We start from the raw sequence: 22,069 nt of genomic DNA on the forward strand, positions 1-22,069 counted from the left end.
GGCGCTCAGTCCCGGTGGGCCCGGTTCGCGGCGTCGACGATCGAGGGCAGCAGGCCGGGTAGCGCGTCGTCGAGTTCGGCGGCGCGCAGGCGCTGGCAGGTCTGGCCCTCGATCATCAGCCGCTCGGTGACGCCGGCCTCCCGCAGGATCTTGAAATGGTGGGTGGCCGTGGACTTGTTGACGCCGTCGTAGAGCGCGGCGCAGCGTACCGCGGTACCGGCGTTGCTCAGCCGGCGCACCATCTCCAGGCGTACGGGGTCGTGGAGCGCGGCGAGAACGGCGGGGAGTGCGGCCACGGGAAACACCTCGGTGGCGGTGGTGTCCGTCATAGTGCCTCGTTCGGGTTTGATGTTCGTCGTACCGTGCGATACCGTCGATCCGGTTGGATACTCATCAAACCTACCTGATCGGGGCGCGGATGACAGCGACTGTGGCAGTACCGGACCGAACCGTGCAGTCCTGGGCATACGCCTTGGTACTGGCGGCCACCGGCGTCGCGCTCGGGGTCTCGGGCGTCCCGGCCCCGCTGTACGGCATCTACGAACGAGAATGGCATCTCTCGCCGCTCACCACCACCGTCGTCTTCGCGGTCTACGCCGTCGCGGCGCTGGTGGCGGTGCTGGTCTCCGGCCGAATCTCCGACGTGGTCGGCCGTAAACCGGTGCTACTGGGCGCCTTCGCCACGATGATCGCGGGGCTGGTCGTCTTCGTCTTCGCCGAAACGGTGCCCATGCTGGTATTGGCGCGGGCCATGCACGGCCTGGCGGTCGGGGCCACCGTCGTGGCGGGCGCCGCGGCCCTGCTGGACCTGCGACCCGAACGGGGCGCGCGATCGGGTCAGCTCACCGGTGTCGCCTTCAATGTCGGGATGGCGGTGGCGATTCTGGGGTCGGCCCTGCTCGCCCAGTACGCGCCCGATCCGCTGCGCACGCCCTACGTCGTCATCAGCGTGATCTGCCTGATCGTGGGCGCCGCGGTCCTCGCCCTGCGGGAGCCGCACGCCGCCCGGGTCGCCGGCCGGATCAAGATCGCCCGACCGGCGGTCCCCGCCGAGATCCGCGGTGACTTCTGGTTCTCCGCCCTCGGCGTGATGGCGGCCTGGTCGGTCCTCGGTGTACTGCTCTCCCTCTATCCGTCGCTGGCCGCGGAGCAGACCGGTATCCACAACCTCGTCTTCGGCGGTGTGGTCGTCGCGTCCACGGCATTGTCGGCGGCGCTGGTGCAACTGTTCGCGACCCGGATCCCGGCCCGGACCGCCGCGATCCTCGGCGATATCGGGATGGCCATCGCCCTGCTGCTCACCATTCCGGCGCTGGCCACCCACAGCTGGATCGCTGTCGTGGGCATCGGTGTCGTCCTCGGCGCCACCTTCGGGCTCGGCTTCGGCGGATCGCTGCGCCACCTGTCGAATGTGGTCCCCGAACACAAGCGCGGGGAGACGATGTCGGCGTACTACCTGGCCGCCTACACGGCGATGGCGTTGCCCACGGTGATCGCCGGCTGGGCCGCCACGACCTGGGGCCTGAGCACGGTATTCCCGTGGTTCATCGGCGCGGTGGCGTTCTCGTGCCTCACTGCCGCCGGACTCGGCCTGCGCCGGGGCGCCCCGGCCGGTGCGGCCCGGGCCTGAACCGGGCCGGGTGGCGGATCGCTCCGCCACCCGGACGCGTCACTGCGGCCAACCCCCATAGGGGACGGTGATCAACTCCATGTAATGACCGCTGGGGTCGAGGAAGTACACCCCGCGGCCGCCGTCGTTGTGATTGATCTCGCCCGCGGCGCGCTGCTGCGGATCGGCCCAGTGCTCGATTCCGTAGCGCTGGATCTTGGCGTACGCGGCATCGAACTCGGCCTCCGAGACCAGGAAGGCGTAGTGCTGGCCCTGGATCTCGGTGATATGCGGGGGGACGTTCGCGAAATCGAAGGTGACCCCGTTCGCGGTGGGCAGCGGAATGAACGGTCCCCACGGGGCGCCCGGTTCCACGCCCAGGATATCGGCCCAGAACTCGGCCGATTCCCGGTTGTCACGACAGCCGACAATGGTGTGGTTGAACTGGATGGACAAAGGAATATCTCCTCGGATCGTGACGGTCCCGACCCCGGGCTCGGTACAAGGCGGCCAACGGGAGCACCGTCACGGCGAACCAGCATAGTCCGATCCGGATCATGCCCGCGTTCCGTGGTGGGCATAGCGTGGTCGGCATGAGAATCCGTGGAGCAGTCCTGGAACGGATCGGCGCGCCGGCGCCGTACGCCGAATCAGCGCCGATCACCATCGGTGAACTCGAACTCGCCGACCCCGGCCCCGGCGAACTGCTCGTACGGATCGAAGCCGCCGGACTGTGCCACTCCGACCTGTCCGTCGTCGACGGCAACCGGGTCCGGCCGGTGCCGATGCTGCTCGGCCACGAAGCCGCCGGGAGGGTCGAACAGGCCGGTCCGGGCACCGATCTGCCGGTCGGCCAACGCGTGGTGATGACCTTCCTGCCCCGGTGCGGCGACTGCCCCGGCTGCGCCTCGGGCGGCCGCACCCCCTGCGTACCCGGCAGCGCCGCCAACAACGAGGGCGAACTGCTCGGCGGCGGGCGCCGGCTGCGCCGCGACGGCGGCGAGGTCCATCACCACCTCGGAGTGTCCGGATTCGCCACCCACGCCGTCGTGGACCGGCGCTCGGTCGTCCCCGTCGACGACGATGTACCGCCGGAGATCGCGGCCGTGCTCGGCTGCGCCGTACTCACCGGCGGCGGGGCGCTGCTCAACTCGGCCCGGCCCGCCGCCACCGACCGGGTGATGGTCGTCGGCCTCGGCGGTGTGGGCATGGCGGCGGTGCTGGTGGCGGTGTCACTCGGTGTGCGCGAGGTGATCGCCGTCGATACCGTCCCCGAAAAGCTGACGCTCGCCCGGGAACTCGGCGCGACCGGCGCCTTCACCCCGGGTGATATCGCCGAGCACGGTATCGCGGCGGAGGTGGTGGTCGAGGCCGTGGGTTCGGCGCGCGCGTTCGAGAGCGCGGTGGCGGCCACGGCGCCGGGCGGGACCACGGTGACGGTCGGACTGCCCGCACCCGAGGCCCGGGCGAGTATCTCGCCACTCGGGCTGGTCGCGCAGGGCCGTTCGATCGTCGGGAGCTACCTCGGCTCGGCGGTTCCCTCGCGGGATATCCCCGAATATGTCCGGATGTGGCGGGACGGGCGATTGCCGGTGGAGAAGCTGATCTCGTCGCATATCGGGCTGGAGCAGATCAACGACGCGATGGATCGATTGGCGGCGGGGCACGCGCTACGGCAGGTCATCATCTTTTGAAATATTGGAGCAGCTCCGCTGCTCGAGGTTCGGCCCTCTTGTGCGTCTGCTGTCGGCCCTCGAGACTCGCGGCTGCGCGCATGCGCTTCGAGGGCCGACAGCAGACGCGGGCCGAACCCTTTCAGGTGCTTGTCCGGCCCTCGCGTGGTGATGGGGGTGCGGGGGTTAGGCTCGGTTCCGATCATCCGGCGACAGGTAGGAGTGGTGTGGTGACGGCGCCGATTCGGGTTGGTGTGCTGGGGGCGCGGGGCAAGGTCGGGCAGGCCATCTGCGCGGCGGTCGAGGCGGCTTCCGATCTGGAGTTGGTGGCGGCGGTGGACAAGGACGATCCGCTGACCGGTTTCACCGAGTCCGGAACCCAGGTGGTCGTCGATTTCACCCATCCGGATGTGGTGATGGGCAATCTGCGCTTCCTGGTGGAGAACGGGATCCACGCGGTCGTCGGTACCACCGGGTTCGACGATTCCCGGCTGGACCAGGTGCGGGGCTGGCTCGCGGACCGGCCGGAGGCCGGGGTGCTGATCGCGCCGAACTTCGCGATCGGCGCGGTGCTGTCGATGCGGTTCGCCGAACAGGCGGCGCGCTTCTTCGAATCGGTCGAGGTGATCGAGCTGCATCATCCGAACAAGGCCGACGCGCCGTCGGGTACCGCCTACCGGACGGCGGGCCTCATCGCCGAGGCGCGTAAGCAGGCCGGGGCCGGGCCGATCCCGGACGCCACCAGTACCGAACTCGAGGGGGCCCGCGGCGCCGAGGTCGACGGTGTGCGGGTGCATTCGATACGGCTGGCCGGACTGGTCGCCCATCAGGAGGTGCTGTTCGGCACCCAGGGCGAAACGCTCACCATCCGGCACGATTCGATCGACCGCTCGTCGTTCGCGCCGGGAGTTCTGCTCGGAGTGCGCCGCATCGGGCAGGTGCCGGGACTGACCGTCGGACTCGACCCGTTCCTCGATCTGTGAACGAATCCGCGGGCGGAGCGGGCGAGCCGGAGCAGGACCGGTCGTCGCTGAAGATCATCGCGCTGGTGGCCGCGCTGGTCCTGGCGCTGATCTTCTACTTTCTGTGGCTGGGCCGGATCGCCGTCGCCCTGATCATCTCCGGTGACCTCGCGGCGATCGGTCTCGGGATCGGGGTGCTGATCCTGCCGCTGCTCGGAGTGTGGATGGTGTGGTCCACCATCCGTTCGGCGCTGGACCATCAGCGGCTGTCCCGCCGGATCCGCGACGAGGGCCTGGAATTGGACGTTTCCGGGCTGCCTCGCCGGCCGTCCGGGCGGATCGAGCGGGCCGCGGCCGATGAGCTGTTCGCGACGGTGCGCGCGGAATGGGAGGCCGATCCGGACAACTGGCGGGTCTCCTACCGGCTGGCCCGCGCCTACGATTACGCGGGCGACCGGGGCCGGGCGCGGGAGACGATGCGTCGCGCGGTGGAGCTGGAGCGGCACGAGCGGGGTTAGGCTCGGCGCTGTGCCCAGGTTGCTGATCATCCATCACACGCCGTCGCCGTTCATGCAGGCGATGTTCGAGGCCGTGCTGTCCGGTGCGACCGACCCCGAGATCGAGGGTGTGGAGGTCGTGCGCCGCGCGGCGCTGGCCGTCACGCCGGCCGATGTGCTGGAGGCCGACGGGTACGTCCTCGGCTCCCCGGCGAATCTCGGGTACATGAGCGGCGCCCTCAAGCATGCGTTCGATCTCGTCTACTACCCCTGCCTCGATTCGACGCGCGGGCGTCCGTTCGGCCTGTACCTGCACGGTAACGAGGGCACCGAGGGCGCGGAGAAGGGCGTCACCGCCATTACGACCGGGCTGGGGTGGGTGAAGGCGGCCGACTACGTGACGGTTTCGGCCGGCCCGGCCAAGGACGACCTCGAAGCCTGCTGGGAACTCGGCGCGACCGTGGCCGCACAGCTGATGCCGTAGCGCGCGGCCGCGGTCGGCGGTACGGGTGAGCCGTCAGACCGGTCGTCGCTGCACGGCGTCGGCGACCACCGACGTCACGAACTTCTCGACTGCCGCCGCGGTCGGCGGCCCGGGGTCGCGGTCGGTGAACAGGAGATGCCCGCCACCGACCAGCGAGAGGGTGAGCGATTCGATATCCGCATCCGCGGCGAGGCGGCCGAGCTCGCGCTCGGTGGTCAGATAGGTCGAGATCGCGGTCGTCGCCTCGGCGAGGATCGCCATCCCGCCGCCGGGGCGGGCCTGCCGCAGCCGGGCGCGCAACTCGTCGCGGAAGGTGATGAGCGGGATGATCGCCAGCGGGACCGGACCGAACAACCCGGTGAGCGCGCGGGTCAGGTTGGCGGCCACCGTCTCGCTGCCGGCGGCGGCATCCAGCGCGCTCGCCTGCGCCGCGAGTTGCGCGGCCCGATCGAGTACGAGCTCGGCGAGGAAGGCGTCGAAATCGGTGAAATGCCGGTGCAGAACACCTTTGGCGCAGCCGGCCTCCTCGGTGACGGCCCGGCTGGTCAGCCCGTTCGGGCCGTCGCGCAGCAGGACGCGGTCGGCGGCGTCGAACAGCTGCTGCCGCGCGTCGTGCAGGTGTACACCGGTCGGCACTCGCACATCCTTTCCCGCGTGATCCACTGTGATCTTTGCGCAGTGGGCAAGCGCCCATTACAGTGGGCGCATGCCCATTTTACCGCGTGAGCAGTCGGATCCCACCCCCGCGCGTCCGGGGTCCGAGCAGATGGCCACGGCGTTCGGTGTGGACGCGCAGCGCTACGACCGGGCGCGACCCGGCTATCCCGACGCGCTGATCGCAGGGATCCTCGCCGGCGCTCCGGCGGCGGAGGTGCTCGACATCGGCTGCGGTACCGGTATCGCGGCCCGGCAGCTGCGGGCCGCGGGATGCGCGGTGCTCGGCGTCGAACCCGATGCGCGGATGGCCGGGTTCGCGCGGGACAGCGGCGTGGAGGTCGAGGTGGCGACCTTCGAGGCGTGGGAGCCGGGCGACCGGATGTTCGATGTGGTCGTCGCCGCCCAGTCGTGGCATTGGGTGGATCCGGTCGCCGGCACCGCGAAGGCGGCCGGACTGCTGCGCCCCGGGGGCCGGCTGGCGATCTTCGGCCACGTCTACGAGCCGCCGCCCGAGGTGGCGGAGCCGTTCGCGGCCGCCTTCGAGCGGGCGGCGCCGGACTCCCCGTTCAGCGGCCAACCGGCTCGGCGTCCACTCGCGCTCTACCGGGCGGGATACGAGAGATTCGCCGAGCGGATCCGCGAGACCGGGCTGTTCGACGAGCCCGAGCACCGGCGATTCGACTGGCAGCGGTCCTATACGCGCGACCGATGGCTCGAACTGCTTCCCACCACCGGCGGACTCACCCGCCTCCGGCCCGACCAGCTGGCCGAGATCCTGGACGCGACCGGGGACGCCATCGACGCGCTGGGCGGCTCCTTCTCGATGAGCTACACCACGCTGGCCGTTTCCGCCACCCGTCGCCACCCCGGAATCAGGGGCTGACCATCGCGTCCGCGGCCCGCCATACTCTGTGGGCAGAGATTGGTTGTGCCCGAGGGGAGTTGTGAGGTGACCGAGAGCGTCGCGGAGATGGGTGTGCCCCGCCGGATCGGGCTGGTGGAGGACCACGAATCGGTGGCGATGGGAGTGGCCGCGATGCTCGGGCCGCAGACCGACCTGAATCTGGTGGCGACCGCGGGGACGGTCGCCGAGCTACTGGCGCACCCGGATTGCCGTGTCGACGGTGTACCGGCCCTGGATCTGGCGGTGCTCGATCTTCGGCTCGCCGATGATTCCGCCCCCGAGGACAATGTGCGGACCCTGCGCGACAACGGGATCGAGGTCCTGGTGTTCACCGGCGCCGAGAACGCCTACCTGGTGCGTTCCGCGGCCCGGGCCGGCGTCCTGGGCGTGGTGCGGAAATCGGAGGATGTGGCCGCGGTGGTCGCCGCGGTGCGTTCCGCGGCATCCGGGGAACAGGTGGTGACCACCGATTGGGCCGCCGCGATCGACGGTGATCCCCAATTGTCCAGGGTGGGGCTGAGTCCGCGGCAGGAAGAGGTGCTCACCCTGTACGCGTCGGGGGAGAAGGCGTCGCGGGTCGCGCGGCTGACCGGTCTGTCCGAGCAGACCGTCAACGACTATCTGGGCCGGATCCGGCAGAAGTACTCCGATGCCGGACGCCCGGCGCCCACCAAAACCGATCTGTACAAGCGGGCGGTCGAGGACGGCTGGCTGCCCGTGCCCGAACATCGCCGGTCATGAACGCGACGTCTGTGGCGGGAGCCGCGGACACGGTGGCCGGGCCGGCGTCGCGGCTCGCCGCGGCCGTGCGGCGGCCGCTGCCGCGGTGGTCCCGGATCCGGGCCGTCCGGTACCGCGACTCCGGCCCCGAATCGGCCGCCGACCGGATCGTCCGCCGGTTCGGGCTGGTCATCGGGCTGGTGGGGACCAGCGCCGGGGTGCTGGAACTGCCGGAGATCGTCATCCAGCACCGCCATATCCCGTTGGTGTGGACACTGATCACCGTGCCGGTGGCCTTCGGCATGCTGCCGGTCCTGGCCGTCGTGTCGCTGGTCGCGGGGCCTCGGTTGATCCGGGCCGTCGCCGCGGCGGCCGCGCTGGGCTATCTCACCGCGATGGCGCTGGTGATGGTGTTCTACTACGAGGTGGCGGAGGCGCCCGGGCCGATCTGGGCGCATCGGCTGATCACCGTGGGGGTGCTGGCCGCGGCGCTGGGCTGGCGGCCGTGGCCGGCCGGTATCTATCTCGTGGTGGCCTGCGCGATTCCCGGCGCCGCCCTCTTCGTCATGTTCGATGACACCTCCCTGTTCCATGCCGTGGACAATTTCGCCCGGCACGCCGGACTGTGTGTGCTGTTCCTCTGGTGCGTCGTCTACGCCCGGGCGGCGGGCGTCCGGGTGGACCGGGAGTCGGCGATCGAGGGTGAACGCGCGGCGGCGGTGGCGGGAACGGCCGCGCGGGAACGGGAGCGGGCCCGTTTCGCCGCGCTCATCCACGACGCGGTGCTCTCGACACTGCTCGACGCCTCCCGGGGCGCCGCCGCCTCACCGGTCCTGCGCGAACAGGCCGGACGCACGCTGGACCGGCTGGACGCCACCCGGGTCGCCGACAGCGACACCGACCACCTGGACGCGCGTTCGGTGATCGGGTTCCTGCGGTCGGCGGTGCACGAGGTGAACACCGGTATCGAGTTCGCGGCCCGCCGCGACGGGAACGGCGGTGATCTCCGGATGCCGGTGGAAGCGGCCGGCACCCTGGCCGCGGCGCTGGCCGAGGCCGCCCGGAACAGCCTGCGCCACGCCTGCGTTCCGGGACGCCCGGTACGGCGGGTGGTGACGGTGACGGTGGGAGCGGGTGGTCTGCGGGTGGTGATGCGTGACGACGGCGCCGGATTCGACCGCGCGGCGGTGCCGGCCGACCGGCTCGGGATCGCGGTGAGCATTCTGGGCCGGATGCGGCAACTGCCCGGCGGCGCCGGTTTCGTGGAATCGGAACCGGGGGAGGGTACGACGGTCACGCTGATGTGGGGCAGTGCCGGGGGAGGTGGCCATGCCTGACGACGACGCCGATATCGAGCTGCGGGCGCTGCTGGGTATGCGTGGCCGGGCCGGCTGGGTGTTCATGGCGGGACTCGCCGCGACGATCACGCTGTACATGGTTCCGCCGTTCCACGATGTGCCGACCGCGCAGGCGGCCGTCGCGTTCGCGCTCGTCCTGGGCGCCGGTGCGATCCTGCTGCTGGTCCCGGGTGATCCGCTGCCCTGGCCCGCCACGGCGGCGGTGCTCGCGGCGGGACCGCTCTCGGTGGTGCTGACCCACCTGAACTTCGCCGACGACGCCCTGCGGCAGCCGTGGGCGGCCTTCGCCGCGTCGTATGTGCTGGGGGTGCTGGTCCTGCGCGGGCGGATCGGCGCGGCCTGGGCCGGGGCCGCGGCCGTCACCGCGACCCTCGCGGTCGTCGATATCGTCCTGGGGATCGCGCTGGGATCGGTATTCGTCTCGATCATCGCGCTGGCCACACTGGTCGGGGCCTCGGTGTGCGCGCTGATCCTGCGACCGACCCAGCGTTCCCTGCGCTGGCTGCACGACGAGGCCGCCATGCGCGCGGCCGCCGAGGCCACCATGGACGCCGAACATGCCGAGCGGATCCGTCAGCTGGCCCGGCTGGACAAGGTGGCCCGGCCGATGCTCGAACGGATCGCGCGCGGTGTCGAACTCACCCCGGCCGAACGGGAGGAGTGCCGGTTGCTCGAGGCCGAACTGCGGGACGGCCTGCGCGCGCCGCAACTGGTCACCGATCAGCTCGGCAGTGCGGCCCGCGGCGCACGCTCGCGGGGCGTGGAGGTGCTGCTGCTGGACGACGGTGGCTTCGCCGGGGCCACCGCCGCCGTTCGCGCGGAGGTGGTGCGGCTCGCCGCCCGCGAACTGGATGCCGCCAACGCCGGCGCGGTCACGGTGCGGGTGCTGCCTCCCGGCCGGCGGTATATCGCGACCGTGCTGGCCAGCGGTCCCGGCGGCGACCGGCGTATCGAGATCACCGCCACCGGTGAGGTTCTGGTGTCGGTCTGAGCCGGGGGAGCGGTCAGACCGACTCGTCGCCCTTCGCCGTGCCGCCGTGCTCGCCGCCCTTACCGCCGTAGCCGCCACTCCGGCCGCCGCTGTAGCCGCCGTAGCCGCCGCGCATCTGATCGCGCAGTGCCCCGGAGACGACGCCCGACATCCACGAGTTCAGCGATTGCCCGCTCTGCGCCGCGGCCTCCTCGGCCCGCGATTTCACCTGTTCGACCAATCGCAGGGTGACGCGGCTGATATCGCCGGTCATCTCCTCGAAACTGGGGGTGTCGCCGGAGGCGGCCCGGCTCACGTCGACGGTCGCCTCCGTCCCGTGCAGTGAGACACGCACGGTGCGGTCGCCGAGTTCGGCGGTGACGGCATCGGCGAGTTCGGTCAGTGCCGAGAGCAGGGCCAGCCGGGCCGAGTTCTCCACGGCGGTCGCGAGCGCCTCGGCCGTGGCCTGCGTTTTCTCGTCGCCGAGCGCTGCGGCGGACACCAGGTCGGCGCGGATCCGGTCGGTATAGCGGTTCAAGTCCATGGCATCAGTGTGGCGTCAGATCTGACGTCTTTCAAGGAATTGTTGACACCGGAATGAAGTAATCGTGACGTCTGGGCCGCTTCCGGCGGCGGAGAACACAGACGAGGGTGTCGAGGCACGCCCCGTGACCGGGTAGCCTTTCTGACCATGACGAACGGTGAATCGATGCCTCCGGTCTCGAGCGCGTCCGGCACAGTAGGTGTCGCGATGGTGACCCCCTTCAGCGCCGAGGGCAAGCTCGACATAGACACCGGCGTCGCCCTGGCACACCGTCTGGTCGACCGGGGAGTCGACCTGCTGGCGATCTCCGGCACCACCGGCGAATCGCCCACCACCACCGAATCGGAGAAGGCGGACCTGCTGCGCGCCGTCGTCGACGCGGTCGGCAACCGCGCCACCGTGATCGCCGGCGCCGGCACCTACGACACCGCCCACTCCATCGAACTGGCCCGCAACGCCCAGCGCGCGGGCGCGCACGGCCTGCTGGTCGTCACCCCGTACTACTCGCGGCCCACCCAGGAAGGGTTGTTCGCCCACTTCACGGCGGTCGCCGACGCCACCGACCTCCCGGTGACCCTCTACGACATCCCACCCAGATCGGTGGTCCCGATCGCCTCCGATACGATCCGGCGCCTCGCCGAGCATCCGCGCATCGTCGCCGTGAAGGACGCCAAAGGCGATCTGAACGCGGGCGCGGCGCTCATCGCCGAAACCGATCTCGCCTTCTACTCCGGCGACGATATGTTGAACCTGCCGTGGCTGGCGATGGGTGCCGTCGGATTCATCAGCGTGATCGGGCATCTGGTGCCCGAGCGGCTGCGCGAGATGGTCGACGCCTACACCGCCGGTGATGTGGTGCGCGCCCGCGATATCAACACCAGCCTGCTGTGGCTCAATGCCGCGATGGCCCGGCTCGGTGGCGTCGCGATGACGAAGGGCGGTCTGCGGTTGCTCGGTGTGGAGGTCGGCGAACCGCGGTTGCCGCAGGTGATGCCGAGTCCCGAACAACTCGAGGATCTGGCCGCCGATCTGCGTGCCGCCGGGGTTCTCGAATGAGCGAACCCACTGCCCGCCGTCCCCGCCGCTCCGCGCGCCGCGACGCCGGAGCTCCCGCTCCCGCACCCGAGCCGCAGGCCGAACCGGCACCGCCGCCGGCCGCCGAACCGGTGCGCCCCCCGGTCGAGGCCGCCGCGCCGCCCGCTCCGGAACCGGCCGTGGAAACCGCTGCCGCCCCGGAGAATCGCGCCGCCAAGGAACGTCCGCGCCGCGGCCGTGGTGGCCGTCAGGGCGGTCGTGGCCGGGCGGAATCCGCGCGCTCGGCGCCCGCGGTCACCCCGGAATCCGTGGCCCAGGACCGGCTCGGGCTACCGCCGAAACTCCCCCGCCAGGGTCTCCGGGTTTTCGCGCTCGGTGGTATCGGCGAAATCGGCCGCAATATGACCGTGTTCGAGTTCGGCGGGAAACTGCTCGTCGTCGACTGCGGGGTGCTGTTCCCGGAGGACCAGCAGCCCGGTGTGGACCTGATCCTGCCCGATTTCCGGCCGATCGAGGACCGCATCGACGATGTGGCCGCGGTGGTCCTCACCCACGGGCACGAGGACCATATCGGCGCCGTGCCGTTCCTGCTGCGGCTGCGCCCCGATATCCCCGTGGTCGGCTCCAAATTCACGCTCGCGCTGGTCGCCGCGAAATGCCGGGAACACCGGCTGCATCCGCGCCTGATCGAGGTCACCGAGGGGGAGCGCACCGAGCACGGTCCGTTCGACTGCGAGTACTTCGCGGTCAACCACTCGATTCCCGATGCGCTGGCGGTGGCCATCCGCACCCCGGCCGGAACCGTGCTGCACACCGGCGACATCAAACTCGACCAGCTGCCGCTCGACGGCCGCCTCACCGACCTCGCCGGTTTCTCGCGTCTCGGTGACGAGGGTGTGGACCTGTTCCTGGTGGACTCCACCAATGCCGAGGTACCCGGTTTCGTCACCCCGGAGCGGGAGATCGGCGGCGTCCTGGACACCGTGATCGGCAAGGCCCGCAACAGGGTCATCGTCGCCTCGTTCGCCAGCCATGTGCACCGGATCCAGCAGGTCGTGGATGTGGCGCAGAAGTACGGCCGCCGGGTGTGCTTCGTCGGCCGGTCCATGGTGCGCAATATGCAGATCGCCCAGGATCTGGGATACCTGACGGTGCCGGACGGGCTGGTGGTCGATCTCGACCAGGCCGCCACCCTGCCCGGCGACAAACTGGTGCTCATCTCCACCGGCTCGCAGGGCGAACCGCTCTCGGCGCTGTCGCGGATGGCGCGCGGCGATCACCGCCAGATCCATATCCGCGCCGACGATCTCGTGGTGCTGGCGTCCTCGCTCATCCCGGGTAACGAGAACTCGGTGTTCACCGTCGTCAACGGGCTCGCCCGGCTGGGCGCCACGGTGATCACCCAGCAGAACGCGAAGGTCCACGTCTCCGGGCACGCCTCGGCCGGGGAACTGCTCTACCTGTACAACGCGGTCCGCCCGACCAACGCCATGCCCGTCCACGGCGAATGGCGGCATCTGCGCGCCAACGCGGCCCTGGCGGTCGCCACCGGCGTGCCCGAGGACCGGGTGGTGCTCGCCGAAGACGGTGTGGTGGTGGATCTGGTCGACGGAATCGCCTCGATCGTCGGACGGGTGCCGGTCGGCCATGTGTATGTCGACGGTCTCTCGGTCGGCGATGTCGGCGAGTCCACGCTGTCGGACCGGCTGGTGCTGGGCGAGGGCGGGTTCATCGCCATCACCGTCGCCATCGACACCACCACCGGTAAGGCGGTGAGCCCGCCGGAGGTGAGCGGTCGTGGGTTCTCCGACGACCCCACCGCGCTGGCGGCGGCGGCCGAACTCGTGGAGGCCGAACTGCTGCGGCTGGCCGGCGAGGGCGTCACCGATACCCATCGCATCGCGCAGGCCGTCCGGCGCATGGTGGGCCGCTGGGTCGCCGAGACCTACCGTCGCCGGCCCATGATCGTGCCGACCGTGCTCGGCGTCTGACACCTGCCGGTCCGCGGGGGAAACCACTCGGCCCGGAGACGAAAAAGAACCGCCGGCGGGCCTTCGGGCCCGCCGGCGGTTCTCTCGGTGCCTACGCGTGGATCAGGAGTCGGCCTGGCAGGCCGCCGAATCCAGCTGCGCGGATTTCACGATATTGCAGGCGAATCCGTGCGCGATCTTCCACTGATCGCCCTCGGCCACGAAGTCGACCGTCGCGTTCTCCACCGGGGCGCCGCCGATGGTGACATCGGCGTCGGCGGTCACCTTGCCGTCGACGGGATCGCCGACATTGGTGATCTTGACGGTGACCTCGTTCTTCTTCGCCGCCTCGACCAGCTTGTCGACCAGCTGCGGATCCTGTTCGGCGTCTTCGATCCAGGCCAGCTTCTCGTCCTCGCCGACCGAGCCGTCGAGTGCCCGGTTGATCTTGTCGTTGAGTTCCTCGGCGGTGGGCTTGGGCAGGTTCGGCGCCGGAGTGGTGGTGGGCGCCTTGCCCTCTTCCCGGCCGTCCTGGGTCTTCCCCGATTCGAACTCCGCGGCCGCCTCGGTGGTGGTGGCGGAGCCGGTCGAGGTCTCCTCGGTGGACGAGCAGGCGGTGAAGGTGAGGGCGGCGGCGGCCATCGTCACGGCGGCCACGACCCGGATTGGACGGATTTTCACAGTTCTGATTCCCCTACGAGTGTTGTCGGCGAATTCGGCGCCGGCCGGTCGGTCTGGACGGTACGAACTCACAGGTCGTAGCCGGAAGTGCAGTTCCAGTGTTCGATGTAGGCGTTGCCCGGGTTGTTGGCCAGCGCCTCCGAACGCGCCGCCGACCGAGTGGCGCCGGAGCCGTAGCTGAGCCAGTTGTCCGAAACCGCCAGTGCGCCACAGCCGTTGCGCCAGGAGATCTTGGCGACGCAATCGCCCGCCGCGCAGCTGTCCACCGCGGCCTGCTCGGCCTCGGAGTAGCTGTCGTAGTCGTAGGACCACCCGTAGTTGCCGGTCGACACCGAGACCGCGATAGCGCCGTAGTAGCTGTTGTACTGGGCGTGCGCGGGTGTCACCGAGGCGGCGAGCAACGAACCGATGGTCGCCACCAGAACGGCGGCAACGGTGAGCATCTTCTTCAAAGGTGTTCCCATCTGTGATTTTAGGTCCACGACCCTATGGACCGAGTGACAAAGTACAGAGCACTTCTGTCGCAGAGCAACCGGTTCGGTGTTCGGCGCCTCCCCTGCGGCCGGGTCTCGGCTAGATTCATCGTGTGAACATGGCTCAGCGTGAACGCCGTGCACTGGTCGAATCGATGCGGGACGCCGGCCCCGAGGCCGGCACCCTGTGCGGGCAGTGGACGGTACGAGATCTGGCCGCGCATCTGGTGGTACGGGAGCGTCGTCCCGACGCCGCTCCGGGCATCATGGTGCGTGCGTTCGCCGGATATCTCGAGAGAGTGCAGAACAAGGCCGCGCAGCGGCCGTTTCCCGATCTGCTCGAACAGGTGCGCACCGGTCCACCGTGGTGGTCGCCGCTGCGTCCGGTGGACGCCGTCGCCAATCTGAGCGAGATGTTCGTCCACCACGAGGATGTGCGCCGCGCGCGGCCCGGCTGGGAGCCGCGGGAGCTGTCCGCCGAGGACCAGCGCAGCCTGTGGGCGACACTGCGGCGGATGGCCAAGCTGGCGTACCGCAAATCGCCGGTCCCGGTGGAACTCACGACACCGGACGGCGACAGCGTGCGGGTCGGCGGCGGCGACGGTCCGGCGGTGACCCTGACCGGGCCTCCCGCCGAATTACTGCTGCACGCCTTCGGACGCGAGCAGGTCCGGATCGAGAGCGCCGGCGATCCCGATGCGGTGCGCACGGTGCTCGAACTCGACCGTTCGATCTGAGCCCGGGCGGGCTCCGCCGGGCCGGTTCCGGACTCGTGGACGGCGGCGATTCGGGCCATCGTCACGGCCGGTACCAGTGTTGCGGATGGTCCTGATGGGGTTGTTGCGGCTAGCCTGAGCCCATGGCAGGTAAGTCCCGCGGCACGACCACACCGGGTGCGCGGGCGGGATCGGCTCGGGGGCGGACGACCGCGGCGCGTTCTCGTTCGGGCAGTTCGCGCCAGGCGGCGAGTTCGGCACGGGCAGGTGGTGCGCCCCGCAAGACCACCCGGAAAGCGGCCCCCGGGCCCGCGGCGGGGGCCCGGGCCCGGCGCCCGGCCCGGCGGCCCGCGCCGGCCCGGCGCTCCGATACCGCACCCCTGGCCGTCTTCGGCCGGATGGTCACCGGCGGCTGGACGATGGCCGCGCGCGGGCTCGGCGCCACCACCCGGGCCCTGAGCCGGGCCGGGGATATCGAGCACGGGCACCGGCGGGACGGGATCGCCCTCGGCCTGATCGCGGCGAGCGCGGTGATCGCGGCCGCGGTCTGGCTGTCGGCCGGGGGACCGATCGGGCACTGGGTGGAGGGCATCATCCGGGCGATCACCGGGTCGGCGTCGGCGGTGCTGCCGTTCGTGGCCTCCGGGATCGCGGTGGTGCTGATGCGCACCGAACCCGATCCCGAGATCAGGCCCCGGCTGGTGCTCGGCGGTCTGCTCATGGGCCTGCCCTTCCTCGGGCTCTGGCATATCGCCGACGGCGCGCCGTCGGATGCCGCGGGCCGCGCCGACGCCGCGGGTTTCACCGGTTTCGTGCTGGGCGGCCCACTCACCGACGGGCTCACGGCGTGGCTGTCGGTACCGATTCTGCTGTTGGCGATGGTGTTCGGTCTGCTGCTGGTCACCGGCACCACGGTGCGGGAGGCACCGCAGCGGCTGCGCGAGTTCTTCGGTGCGCCGCCCCTCGCCGACGATCCGGACTATCGCGACGGCTACGACCCCGTGGACGAATTCGATTCCGGGTCCGGTGCTTCGCCGACCAGGTCACGCCGGCGTAGACGGTCGCCGGCGGAGAACTACCCGGCCGACGAGTTCGGCGGGCCCGGCGCGGACGGCGGTCCGGGCGAGCCGCCCCTGCGCGAGGCCAAACCGATCGCCGCGGCGCCCGAACCCGAGGGCCCGCCGGCCCGGCGTGCCCGCAAATCCGCCGCTCCCGCGCCGATCGATCAGACTCCGCCGCCCCCGCCGGAACCGGAGTTCGTCGCCGACCGCGCCCCCGAGGGCGACTACACCTTGCCGCCGATGAACCTGCTCGTCGACGGCGATCCGCCGCGTAAACGCAGCGCCGCCAACGAATCGATGATCGAGGCGATCACCGAGGTCCTGGTGCAGTTCAAAATCGACGCGGCGGTGACCGGATTCGTGCGGGGCCCGACGGTCACCCGCTACGAGGTGGAGCTCGGGCCCGGGGTGAAGGTCGAGAAGATCACCGCGCTGACCCGCAATATCGCCTATGCCGTGGCCACCGAGAACGTGCGCTTGCTTGCGCCGATCCCGGGGAAATCCGCGGTCGGTATCGAGGTGCCCAACTCCGATCGCGAACTGGTGCGGCTGGCCGACGTACTCAAGGCTCCGGCCACTCGTAACGACCACCATCCGCTGGTGATCGGGCTCGGCAAGAACATCGAGGGCGAATTCGTCGCGGCGAATCTGGCCAAGATGCCGCATCTGCTGGTGGCCGGTTCCACCGGTTCCGGTAAATCGAGTTTCGTGAACTCGATGCTGGTCTCGCTGCTGCAGCGGGCCACGCCGGACGAGGTCCGGATGATCCTGATCGATCCGAAGATGGTGGAGCTGACCCCCTACGAGGGCATCCCGCATCTCATCACGCCCATCATCACCCAGCCGAAGAAGGCCGCCGCGGCGCTGTCCTGGCTGGTCGAGGAGATGGAACAGCGGTACCAGGACATGCAGGCCAGCAAGGTCCGCCATATCGACGATTTCAACCGGAAGGTGAAATCCGGGGCCATCACCACGCCGCTGGGCAGCGAGCGGGTCTACCGTCCCTATCCCTACATCCTGGCCATCGTCGACGAACTCGCCGATCTCATGATGACCGCGCCGCGCGATGTCGAGGACGCCATCGTCCGGATCACCCAGAAGGCGCGCGCCGCCGGTATCCACCTGGTGCTGGCGACCCAGCGGCCGTCGGTGGATGTGGTGACCGGGCTGATCAAGACCAATGTGCCCTCCCGCCTGGCCTTCGCGACCTCCTCGCTCACCGACTCCCGCGTGATCCTCGATCAGCCCGGCGCCGAGAAGCTCATCGGAATGGGCGACGGCCTCTTCCTGCCGATGGGCGCGGGTAAACCGACCCGGCTGCAGGGCGCGTTCATCGGCGACGACGAGATCCACGGAGTGGTCGAGTTCACCAAGAACCAGGCCGAACCGGACTACACCGAGGGTGTCACCGCCGCCAAGGCCGGGGAGAAGAAGGATGTCGATCCGGATATCGGCGAAGACCTGGACGTTTTCCTGCAGGCCGTGGAACTCGTGGTCACCTCGCAGTTCGGGTCGACCTCGATGCTGCAGCGCAAACTGCGGGTCGGGTTCGCCAAGGCCGGGAGGCTGATGGATCTGATGGAGACGCGCGGCGTCGTGGGGCCCAGCGAGGGGTCCAAGGCGCGCGATGTGCTGATCAAACCCGACGAGCTGGACGGTCTGCTGTGGTCGATCCGCGGCGGCGGGGACGAACCGCCGCCCGAATCCGGCGGAGCGTGACGCGCGGCACTCGGGAGGCGGCCGGGCGAGGCCCGGATATGCGACGATGTTCGGCGACCACCCCCGCGGCCCGAAGGAATCGGGCATATCGGGCATGATTAGGAGCATGACTCGTACTGCTGATCGGAACGCCGCATGCAGGTAAGCGCTCTCGTGTGGGGGATCACCATCGTGGTGATCCTCGGCCTGTTCGTTTTCGACTTCTTCGCCCATGTGCGGACACCGCACGAGCCCACGTTCCGTGAGTCCGGCTTCTGGTCCGCGGTGTACATCGGCCTGGCCCTGGCCTTCGGTGGTGTGATCGCCTGGAACTGGGGCGGAACCTTCGCCGGCGAGTACTACGCCGGTTTCGTCACCGAGAAAGCGCTCTCGGTGGACAACCTGTTCATCTTCCTGATCATCATGTCCACCTTCGCGGTGCCCCGGATCTACCAGCAGAAGGTGCTGCTGATCGGCATCGTGGTGGCGCTGGCGATGCGCGGCGTGTTCATCGCCGTGGGCGCCGCGGCGATCAGCGCCTTCAGCTGGGTGTTCTATCTGTTCGGCCTGTTCCTGGTCTACACCGCGGTGAAACTGCTGCGGGAGAGCGGCCACGAGGTCGAGGAGGAGCAGAAACGCGACAGTCGTATCGTCCGGCTCACCAAGCGGCTGGTGCCGACGACCGAGACCTACGACGGCGACAAACTGATCACCCGTATCGACGGCCGGCGCGCGGTGACCCCGATGCTGCTGGCCCTGCTGGCCATCGGCTTCGCCGATCTGCTGTTCGCGCTCGATTCGATTCCGGCGATCTACGGCCTCACCGAGGAGCCCTACATCGTCTTCACCGCCAACGCCTTCGCGTTGATGGGGCTGCGCCAGCTGTACTTCCTGATCGGCGGGCTGCTGGACCGCCTGGTGTACCTGTCCTACGGATTGGCCGCGATCCTGGCCTTCATCGGCGTGAAACTCGTCCTGCACGCCCTGCACGAGAACACCCTGCCGTTCATCAACGGCGGCGAACATGTGAGCGTCCCGGAGATCTCGACCGGTCTGTCGCTGTCGGTGATCCTCGGCATCCTGGTCGTCGCGACGGTGGCCAGCCTGCTGAAGACCCGCGGCCGCGCCAAGCCGGAGCCCGCGTCCGGCCCGCAGGAGTGAGCCGGCGGTACCGGCCGGGCCGCGCCCGGCCGGTACCCGCGCCGGTCAGTCGCTGAAGGCGCCCATCACGGGTTGCCACGCGACCGCCCGGACCGCGTCGATGAGGCCCTCTTCGGCGAACGGATCCCGGCGCAGCAGGTCGTCGAGATCCCCGGCGTCCGGGGCCCGGAAAAGCAGCAGGGCGCCGGAACCGTCCGGGTACGGTCCGCTACTGAGCAGTTGCCCGGCCGCGAGGCGCTCGGCCAGCCAGGCCCGATGCCGCGGGCGGTGGGCGTCGCGCTCGGTGATCGTGACGTCGGAATAGGTGTAGTGGACTGCGAAGATCGGCACGGGACGACTCTAGTGCGCGGATCGCCGCGGCCGGTGCGCCAGGGGACGGCCGCGATTCCCGGGATGGGATCAGAGGGTGAGCAGCATCCTGGTGTTGCCGAGAGTGTTCGGTTTCACATAACTGAGATCGAGGAACTCGGCGACACCGGTGTCGTAGGACCGGCACATCTCCGCGTACACCTCGGCGGTCACCGGGGTGCCGTCGATCTCGGCGAATCCGTGCCGGGCGAAGAACTCCACCTCGAAGGTCAGTACGAACAGCCGGCTCAGCTCCAGCTCCCGGGCCACTTCGACGAGATGCTCGACGATGAGCTTGCCCACACCGTGACCCTTCACATCCGGCAGCACCGCCACCGTGCGCACCTCGCCGAGGTCGGCCCACAGCACATGCAGCGCACCACAGCCCACGACCCGGTCGCCCAGTTCGGCGATCCAGAACTCCTGCACCGATTCGTACAGGTTGACGAGGTTCTTCTCCAGCAGGATGCGACCGGCGTACACGTCGACCAGCGATTTGATCGCCGGAACGTCGGAGGTGCGGGCGCGTCGCACCCGCACGGCGGCGGTCTGCGTACCGGGCGCTGCGCTGGTCGGACCACCCACTGGTCCCCGTGAGGTCATGGGGTGCACAGTAGTCGGCCGCGCTACCGATAGGCTGAGTGTGTGCCGCACATCCCGTTCTCCCGCTCGACCCCGCGCGCCCGTCGCCGCGCGTCGGCGCAGAGGCGGCCATGAGCGTGCACCCCGAGGAGATGGACCGGCGATTGGCCGCGCCCGCGTCGTTACGCGGCGGCCTGGCCCCGGCACCGGCGGAATCGGCGGTCCCGCTGCTCAATATCGCCAATATCCTCACCATGGTCCGGATCGCGCTGGTGCCGCTGTTCGTCCTGGCGCTCTTCGCCGGCGGCGGGCACCAGACCGGGTGGCGGATCGCCGCGACCGCGTTGTTCGCGGTCGCGGCCGTGACCGACCGGTTCGACGGTCAGCTCGCCCGCAAATACGGGCTGGTCACCGATTTCGGCAAACTGGCCGACCCCATCGCCGACAAGGCGCTGATCGGGTCCGCCCTGATCGGGCTATCGCTGCTCGGTGACCTGCCGTGGTGGATGACGGTGGTCATCTGTGCCCGCGAGATCGGTGTCACGCTGTTGCGGCTGGCGGTGGTGCGCCGCGGGGTGATCCCGGCCGGACGGGGCGGCAAGGTCAAGACACTGGTGCAGTCGGTGGCGATCGGTGTGCTGCTGCTCCCGTTGTCCGGCGGGTTCGCGACCGCGGGAATGGTGCTGATGTGGATCGCGTTGGTGCTCACCGTGGTCACCGGATTGGACTACGTGGGCCAGGCCGCCCGGCTCTGGCTCGCCGGACCACACCGCAACCGCGGATGACCGGCGACCACGCCGGCCCGCTGACCGCGCCGACGGCCGCGGCCGAACTGGTGGCCGCGCTGCGCGAATGCGGGCAGACGGTGGCGACCGCGGAATCGCTCACGGCGGGGCTGGTCTCGGCCACGATCGCCGGGGTGCCCGGCGCGAGCACGGTGTTGCGCGGGGGACTGGTCGTCTACGCGACCGATCTCAAACATCGCCTCGCCGGGGTCGACGAGCAGGTGCTGGCGGCCGAGGGCCCCGTGGCGGCGAGCACCGCCGAGCAGCTCGCGGTGGGAGCGCGGTCGCGCTGTATCGCCGACTGGGGTCTGGCGCTCACCGGGGTCGCCGGTCCCGATCCGCAGGACGGGATCGAGGTCGGCACGGTGTTCCTCGGGCTGGCCGGTCCCGGCCATACCGAGGTGATGCGGTTGAAACTCACCGGCGACCGGTGGAATATCAGGTTCACAGCGACGCGGACCGCGGTACAGGAACTGCTGCGGTGCGTGCGGGGCGTAACACCCACCGGGTGAGCGATTCCGCGTCCGGCCCGGGAACCTCCGGGGCGGGTTCCGACGTTGTGCGAAGAGAGAACCGCGTGCGTGCCGTGGGCTGCGGCATACCAGGGCGACGAGCCTACCGGGAGAAGGAGAACTCGATGACGCTGCTGCGAGAAGCGATCGGGGACAGTCTGCGGCGTGCGCGCCTCGCCCAGAGCCGGACCCTACGCGAAGTATCCACCTCGGCCCGGGTCAGCCTGGGTTACCTCTCCGAGGTCGAGCGGGGACGCAAGGAGGCCTCCAGCGAATTGCTGGCAGCCATCTGCGAAGCCCTCGATGTCCCGCTCGCGCGGGTGCTGTGGGATGTCGGCACCGCCATCGCCGCCGAGGATCCCGCGGTGACGGGCGCTCCCGCTCCCGCGGCCGCCGAACCCGCTCCCGCCCCGGCCGAACCGGCGGCGCCTGCCGAACCCGCCGCCGCCGTGGCGTCCGCGTCCGCGCGGACCCAGGTGGACGGGGATACGCGGATCGTCATCCCCGCGCCCAAGAACGGTCCGTTGGTGCTGGTCGAAGCGGCCTGATCGGTGATAGCCGGCGTATACCGGATCGTGACAATGCGCGTGACGCGCCGGAGCGGATAGATTCGTAGGAGGCGTACCTCCACGTCCGCTCCGGCCGTGCGTCGTGCGTCGGCGCGGGCCG

General features: G+C 70.0%; 25 protein-coding genes. 17 read left to right on the forward strand and 8 right to left on the reverse strand.

The window, feature by feature from the left end; all coding sequences use genetic code 11:
- Positions 1–5: 5 nt before the first annotated feature.
- The gene (locus ACZ6SF_RS00625; protein WP_466059425.1) at positions 6–329 is read right to left on the reverse strand and encodes an ArsR/SmtB family transcription factor; all 324 of its coding nucleotides are present in this window, start codon (positions 327–329) and stop codon (positions 6–8) included.
- An 89-nt stretch (positions 330–418) separates the two neighbouring features.
- On the opposite strand from ACZ6SF_RS00625, the gene ACZ6SF_RS00630 reads away from it, so the two are divergent.
- The gene (locus ACZ6SF_RS00630; protein WP_466061293.1) at positions 419–1,630 is read left to right on the forward strand and encodes an MFS transporter; all 1,212 of its coding nucleotides are present in this window, start codon (positions 419–421) and stop codon (positions 1,628–1,630) included.
- 39 nt (positions 1,631–1,669) lie between these two features.
- Here the strand turns inward: ACZ6SF_RS00630 and ACZ6SF_RS00635 are convergent, their stop codons facing one another.
- Positions 1,670–2,065: a VOC family protein gene (locus ACZ6SF_RS00635; protein WP_466059428.1), complete on the reverse strand. Its 396-nt coding sequence runs from the start codon at positions 2,063–2,065 to the stop codon at positions 1,670–1,672.
- Between the two features lie 137 nt (positions 2,066–2,202).
- Here ACZ6SF_RS00635 and ACZ6SF_RS00640 point away from each other — a divergent pair, with 137 nt between their 5' ends.
- The 4 genes from ACZ6SF_RS00640 (at position 2,203) to ACZ6SF_RS00655 (ending at position 5,225) form a co-directional block, all read left to right on the forward strand.
- A complete protein-coding gene (locus ACZ6SF_RS00640; RefSeq protein ID WP_466059430.1) occupies positions 2,203–3,303 on the forward strand; it encodes an alcohol dehydrogenase catalytic domain-containing protein in 1,101 nt (366 codons plus the stop codon).
- Between the two features lie 209 nt (positions 3,304–3,512).
- On the forward strand, positions 3,513–4,265 hold the full coding sequence (dapB, locus tag ACZ6SF_RS00645; protein ID WP_466059432.1) for a 4-hydroxy-tetrahydrodipicolinate reductase: 753 nt from the start codon (positions 3,513–3,515) through the stop codon (positions 4,263–4,265).
- A 47-nt stretch (positions 4,266–4,312) separates the two neighbouring features.
- Complete coding sequence (locus ACZ6SF_RS00650; protein ID WP_466061294.1) at positions 4,313–4,762, forward strand: hypothetical protein; 450 nt, start codon at positions 4,313–4,315, stop codon at positions 4,760–4,762.
- Between the two features lie 10 nt (positions 4,763–4,772).
- Complete coding sequence (locus tag ACZ6SF_RS00655; RefSeq protein ID WP_466059433.1) at positions 4,773–5,225, forward strand: flavodoxin family protein; 453 nt, start codon at positions 4,773–4,775, stop codon at positions 5,223–5,225.
- A gap of 33 nt (positions 5,226–5,258) precedes the next feature.
- Here the strand turns inward: ACZ6SF_RS00655 and ACZ6SF_RS00660 are convergent, their stop codons facing one another.
- Positions 5,259–5,861: a TetR/AcrR family transcriptional regulator gene (locus tag ACZ6SF_RS00660; protein ID WP_466059435.1), complete on the reverse strand. Its 603-nt coding sequence runs from the start codon at positions 5,859–5,861 to the stop codon at positions 5,259–5,261.
- Between the two features lie 70 nt (positions 5,862–5,931).
- Between ACZ6SF_RS00660 and ACZ6SF_RS00665 the strand changes: the two genes are divergently transcribed.
- From ACZ6SF_RS00665 to ACZ6SF_RS00680, 4 genes are all read left to right on the forward strand, one after another.
- On the forward strand, positions 5,932–6,765 hold the full coding sequence (locus tag ACZ6SF_RS00665) for a class I SAM-dependent methyltransferase (RefSeq protein ID WP_466059437.1): 834 nt from the start codon (positions 5,932–5,934) through the stop codon (positions 6,763–6,765).
- A gap of 87 nt (positions 6,766–6,852) precedes the next feature.
- Positions 6,853–7,527, forward strand: a complete 675-nt coding sequence (locus ACZ6SF_RS00670; protein ID WP_466061295.1) for a response regulator transcription factor — start codon at positions 6,853–6,855, stop codon at positions 7,525–7,527.
- Positions 7,524–8,843 carry an ATP-binding protein gene (locus tag ACZ6SF_RS00675; protein ID WP_466059439.1) on the forward strand — a complete coding sequence of 440 codons (1,320 nt, stop codon included), beginning with the start codon at positions 7,524–7,526 and terminating at the stop codon, positions 8,841–8,843. Before ACZ6SF_RS00670 ends, ACZ6SF_RS00675 begins: the two co-directional genes overlap by 4 nt.
- Complete coding sequence (locus tag ACZ6SF_RS00680) at positions 8,836–9,855, forward strand: hypothetical protein (RefSeq protein WP_466059441.1); 1,020 nt, start codon at positions 8,836–8,838, stop codon at positions 9,853–9,855. Before ACZ6SF_RS00675 ends, ACZ6SF_RS00680 begins: the two co-directional genes overlap by 8 nt.
- A 13-nt stretch (positions 9,856–9,868) precedes the next feature.
- Here the strand turns inward: ACZ6SF_RS00680 and ACZ6SF_RS00685 are convergent, their stop codons facing one another.
- Positions 9,869–10,378, reverse strand: coding sequence for a hypothetical protein (locus ACZ6SF_RS00685; protein WP_466059443.1), 510 nt, complete (start codon positions 10,376–10,378; stop codon positions 9,869–9,871).
- Positions 10,379–10,525: 147 nt separating this feature from the next.
- Between ACZ6SF_RS00685 and dapA the strand changes: the two genes are divergently transcribed.
- Positions 10,526–11,434 carry a 4-hydroxy-tetrahydrodipicolinate synthase gene (dapA, locus tag ACZ6SF_RS00690; RefSeq protein ID WP_466059445.1) on the forward strand — a complete coding sequence of 303 codons (909 nt, stop codon included), beginning with the start codon at positions 10,526–10,528 and terminating at the stop codon, positions 11,432–11,434.
- Positions 11,431–13,404 (forward strand): ribonuclease J, encoded by a 1,974-nt coding sequence (locus tag ACZ6SF_RS00695; RefSeq protein WP_466059447.1) that lies wholly within the window; start codon positions 11,431–11,433, stop codon positions 13,402–13,404. The genes dapA and ACZ6SF_RS00695 overlap by 4 nt, the downstream gene beginning before the upstream one ends.
- Positions 13,405–13,506: 102 nt before the next feature.
- Here the strand turns inward: ACZ6SF_RS00695 and ACZ6SF_RS00700 are convergent, their stop codons facing one another.
- Together ACZ6SF_RS00700 and ACZ6SF_RS00705 are read right to left on the reverse strand one after the other, a co-directional pair.
- Complete coding sequence (locus ACZ6SF_RS00700; RefSeq protein WP_466059449.1) at positions 13,507–14,064, reverse strand: WKL family lipoprotein; 558 nt, start codon at positions 14,062–14,064, stop codon at positions 13,507–13,509.
- Positions 14,065–14,132: 68 nt separating this feature from the next.
- On the reverse strand, positions 14,133–14,528 hold the full coding sequence (locus ACZ6SF_RS00705) for a DUF4189 domain-containing protein (protein ID WP_466059451.1): 396 nt from the start codon (positions 14,526–14,528) through the stop codon (positions 14,133–14,135).
- Positions 14,529–14,650: 122 nt separating this feature from the next.
- On the opposite strand from ACZ6SF_RS00705, the gene ACZ6SF_RS00710 reads away from it, so the two are divergent.
- From ACZ6SF_RS00710 to ACZ6SF_RS00720, 3 genes are all read left to right on the forward strand, one after another.
- The gene (locus ACZ6SF_RS00710; protein WP_466059452.1) at positions 14,651–15,274 is read left to right on the forward strand and encodes a TIGR03085 family metal-binding protein; all 624 of its coding nucleotides are present in this window, start codon (positions 14,651–14,653) and stop codon (positions 15,272–15,274) included.
- Positions 15,275–15,396: 122 nt separating this feature from the next.
- Positions 15,397–18,033 carry a DNA translocase FtsK gene (locus ACZ6SF_RS00715; protein ID WP_466059454.1) on the forward strand — a complete coding sequence of 879 codons (2,637 nt, stop codon included), beginning with the start codon at positions 15,397–15,399 and terminating at the stop codon, positions 18,031–18,033.
- Positions 18,034–18,168: 135 nt separating this feature from the next.
- On the forward strand, positions 18,169–19,173 hold the full coding sequence (locus ACZ6SF_RS00720) for a TerC family protein (RefSeq protein WP_466059456.1): 1,005 nt from the start codon (positions 18,169–18,171) through the stop codon (positions 19,171–19,173).
- 45 nt (positions 19,174–19,218) lie between these two features.
- Here ACZ6SF_RS00720 and ACZ6SF_RS00725 read toward each other — a convergent pair whose 3' ends face one another.
- Complete coding sequence (locus ACZ6SF_RS00725) at positions 19,219–19,503, reverse strand: YciI family protein (protein ID WP_466059458.1); 285 nt, start codon at positions 19,501–19,503, stop codon at positions 19,219–19,221.
- Between the two features lie 69 nt (positions 19,504–19,572).
- Positions 19,573–20,124, reverse strand: coding sequence for an amino-acid N-acetyltransferase (locus tag ACZ6SF_RS00730; RefSeq protein WP_466059460.1), 552 nt, complete (start codon positions 20,122–20,124; stop codon positions 19,573–19,575).
- A gap of 131 nt (positions 20,125–20,255) precedes the next feature.
- Here ACZ6SF_RS00730 and pgsA point away from each other — a divergent pair, with 131 nt between their 5' ends.
- The 3 genes from pgsA to ACZ6SF_RS00745 all read left to right on the forward strand — a co-directional run bounded on the left by pgsA (position 20,256) and on the right by ACZ6SF_RS00745 (position 21,948).
- A complete protein-coding gene (gene pgsA / locus ACZ6SF_RS00735; RefSeq protein WP_466061296.1) occupies positions 20,256–20,888 on the forward strand; it encodes a CDP-diacylglycerol--glycerol-3-phosphate 3-phosphatidyltransferase in 633 nt (210 codons plus the stop codon).
- Positions 20,885–21,400: a CinA family protein gene (locus tag ACZ6SF_RS00740; protein ID WP_466059462.1), complete on the forward strand. Its 516-nt coding sequence runs from the start codon at positions 20,885–20,887 to the stop codon at positions 21,398–21,400. The genes pgsA and ACZ6SF_RS00740 overlap by 4 nt, the downstream gene beginning before the upstream one ends.
- 125 nt (positions 21,401–21,525) lie before the next feature.
- Positions 21,526–21,948 (forward strand): helix-turn-helix domain-containing protein, encoded by a 423-nt coding sequence (locus tag ACZ6SF_RS00745; protein ID WP_466059464.1) that lies wholly within the window; start codon positions 21,526–21,528, stop codon positions 21,946–21,948.
- The last annotated feature ends 121 nt before the right edge of the window (positions 21,949–22,069 follow it).

It is taken from the genome of Nocardia sp. NPDC049935 (genome assembly GCF_055586645.1).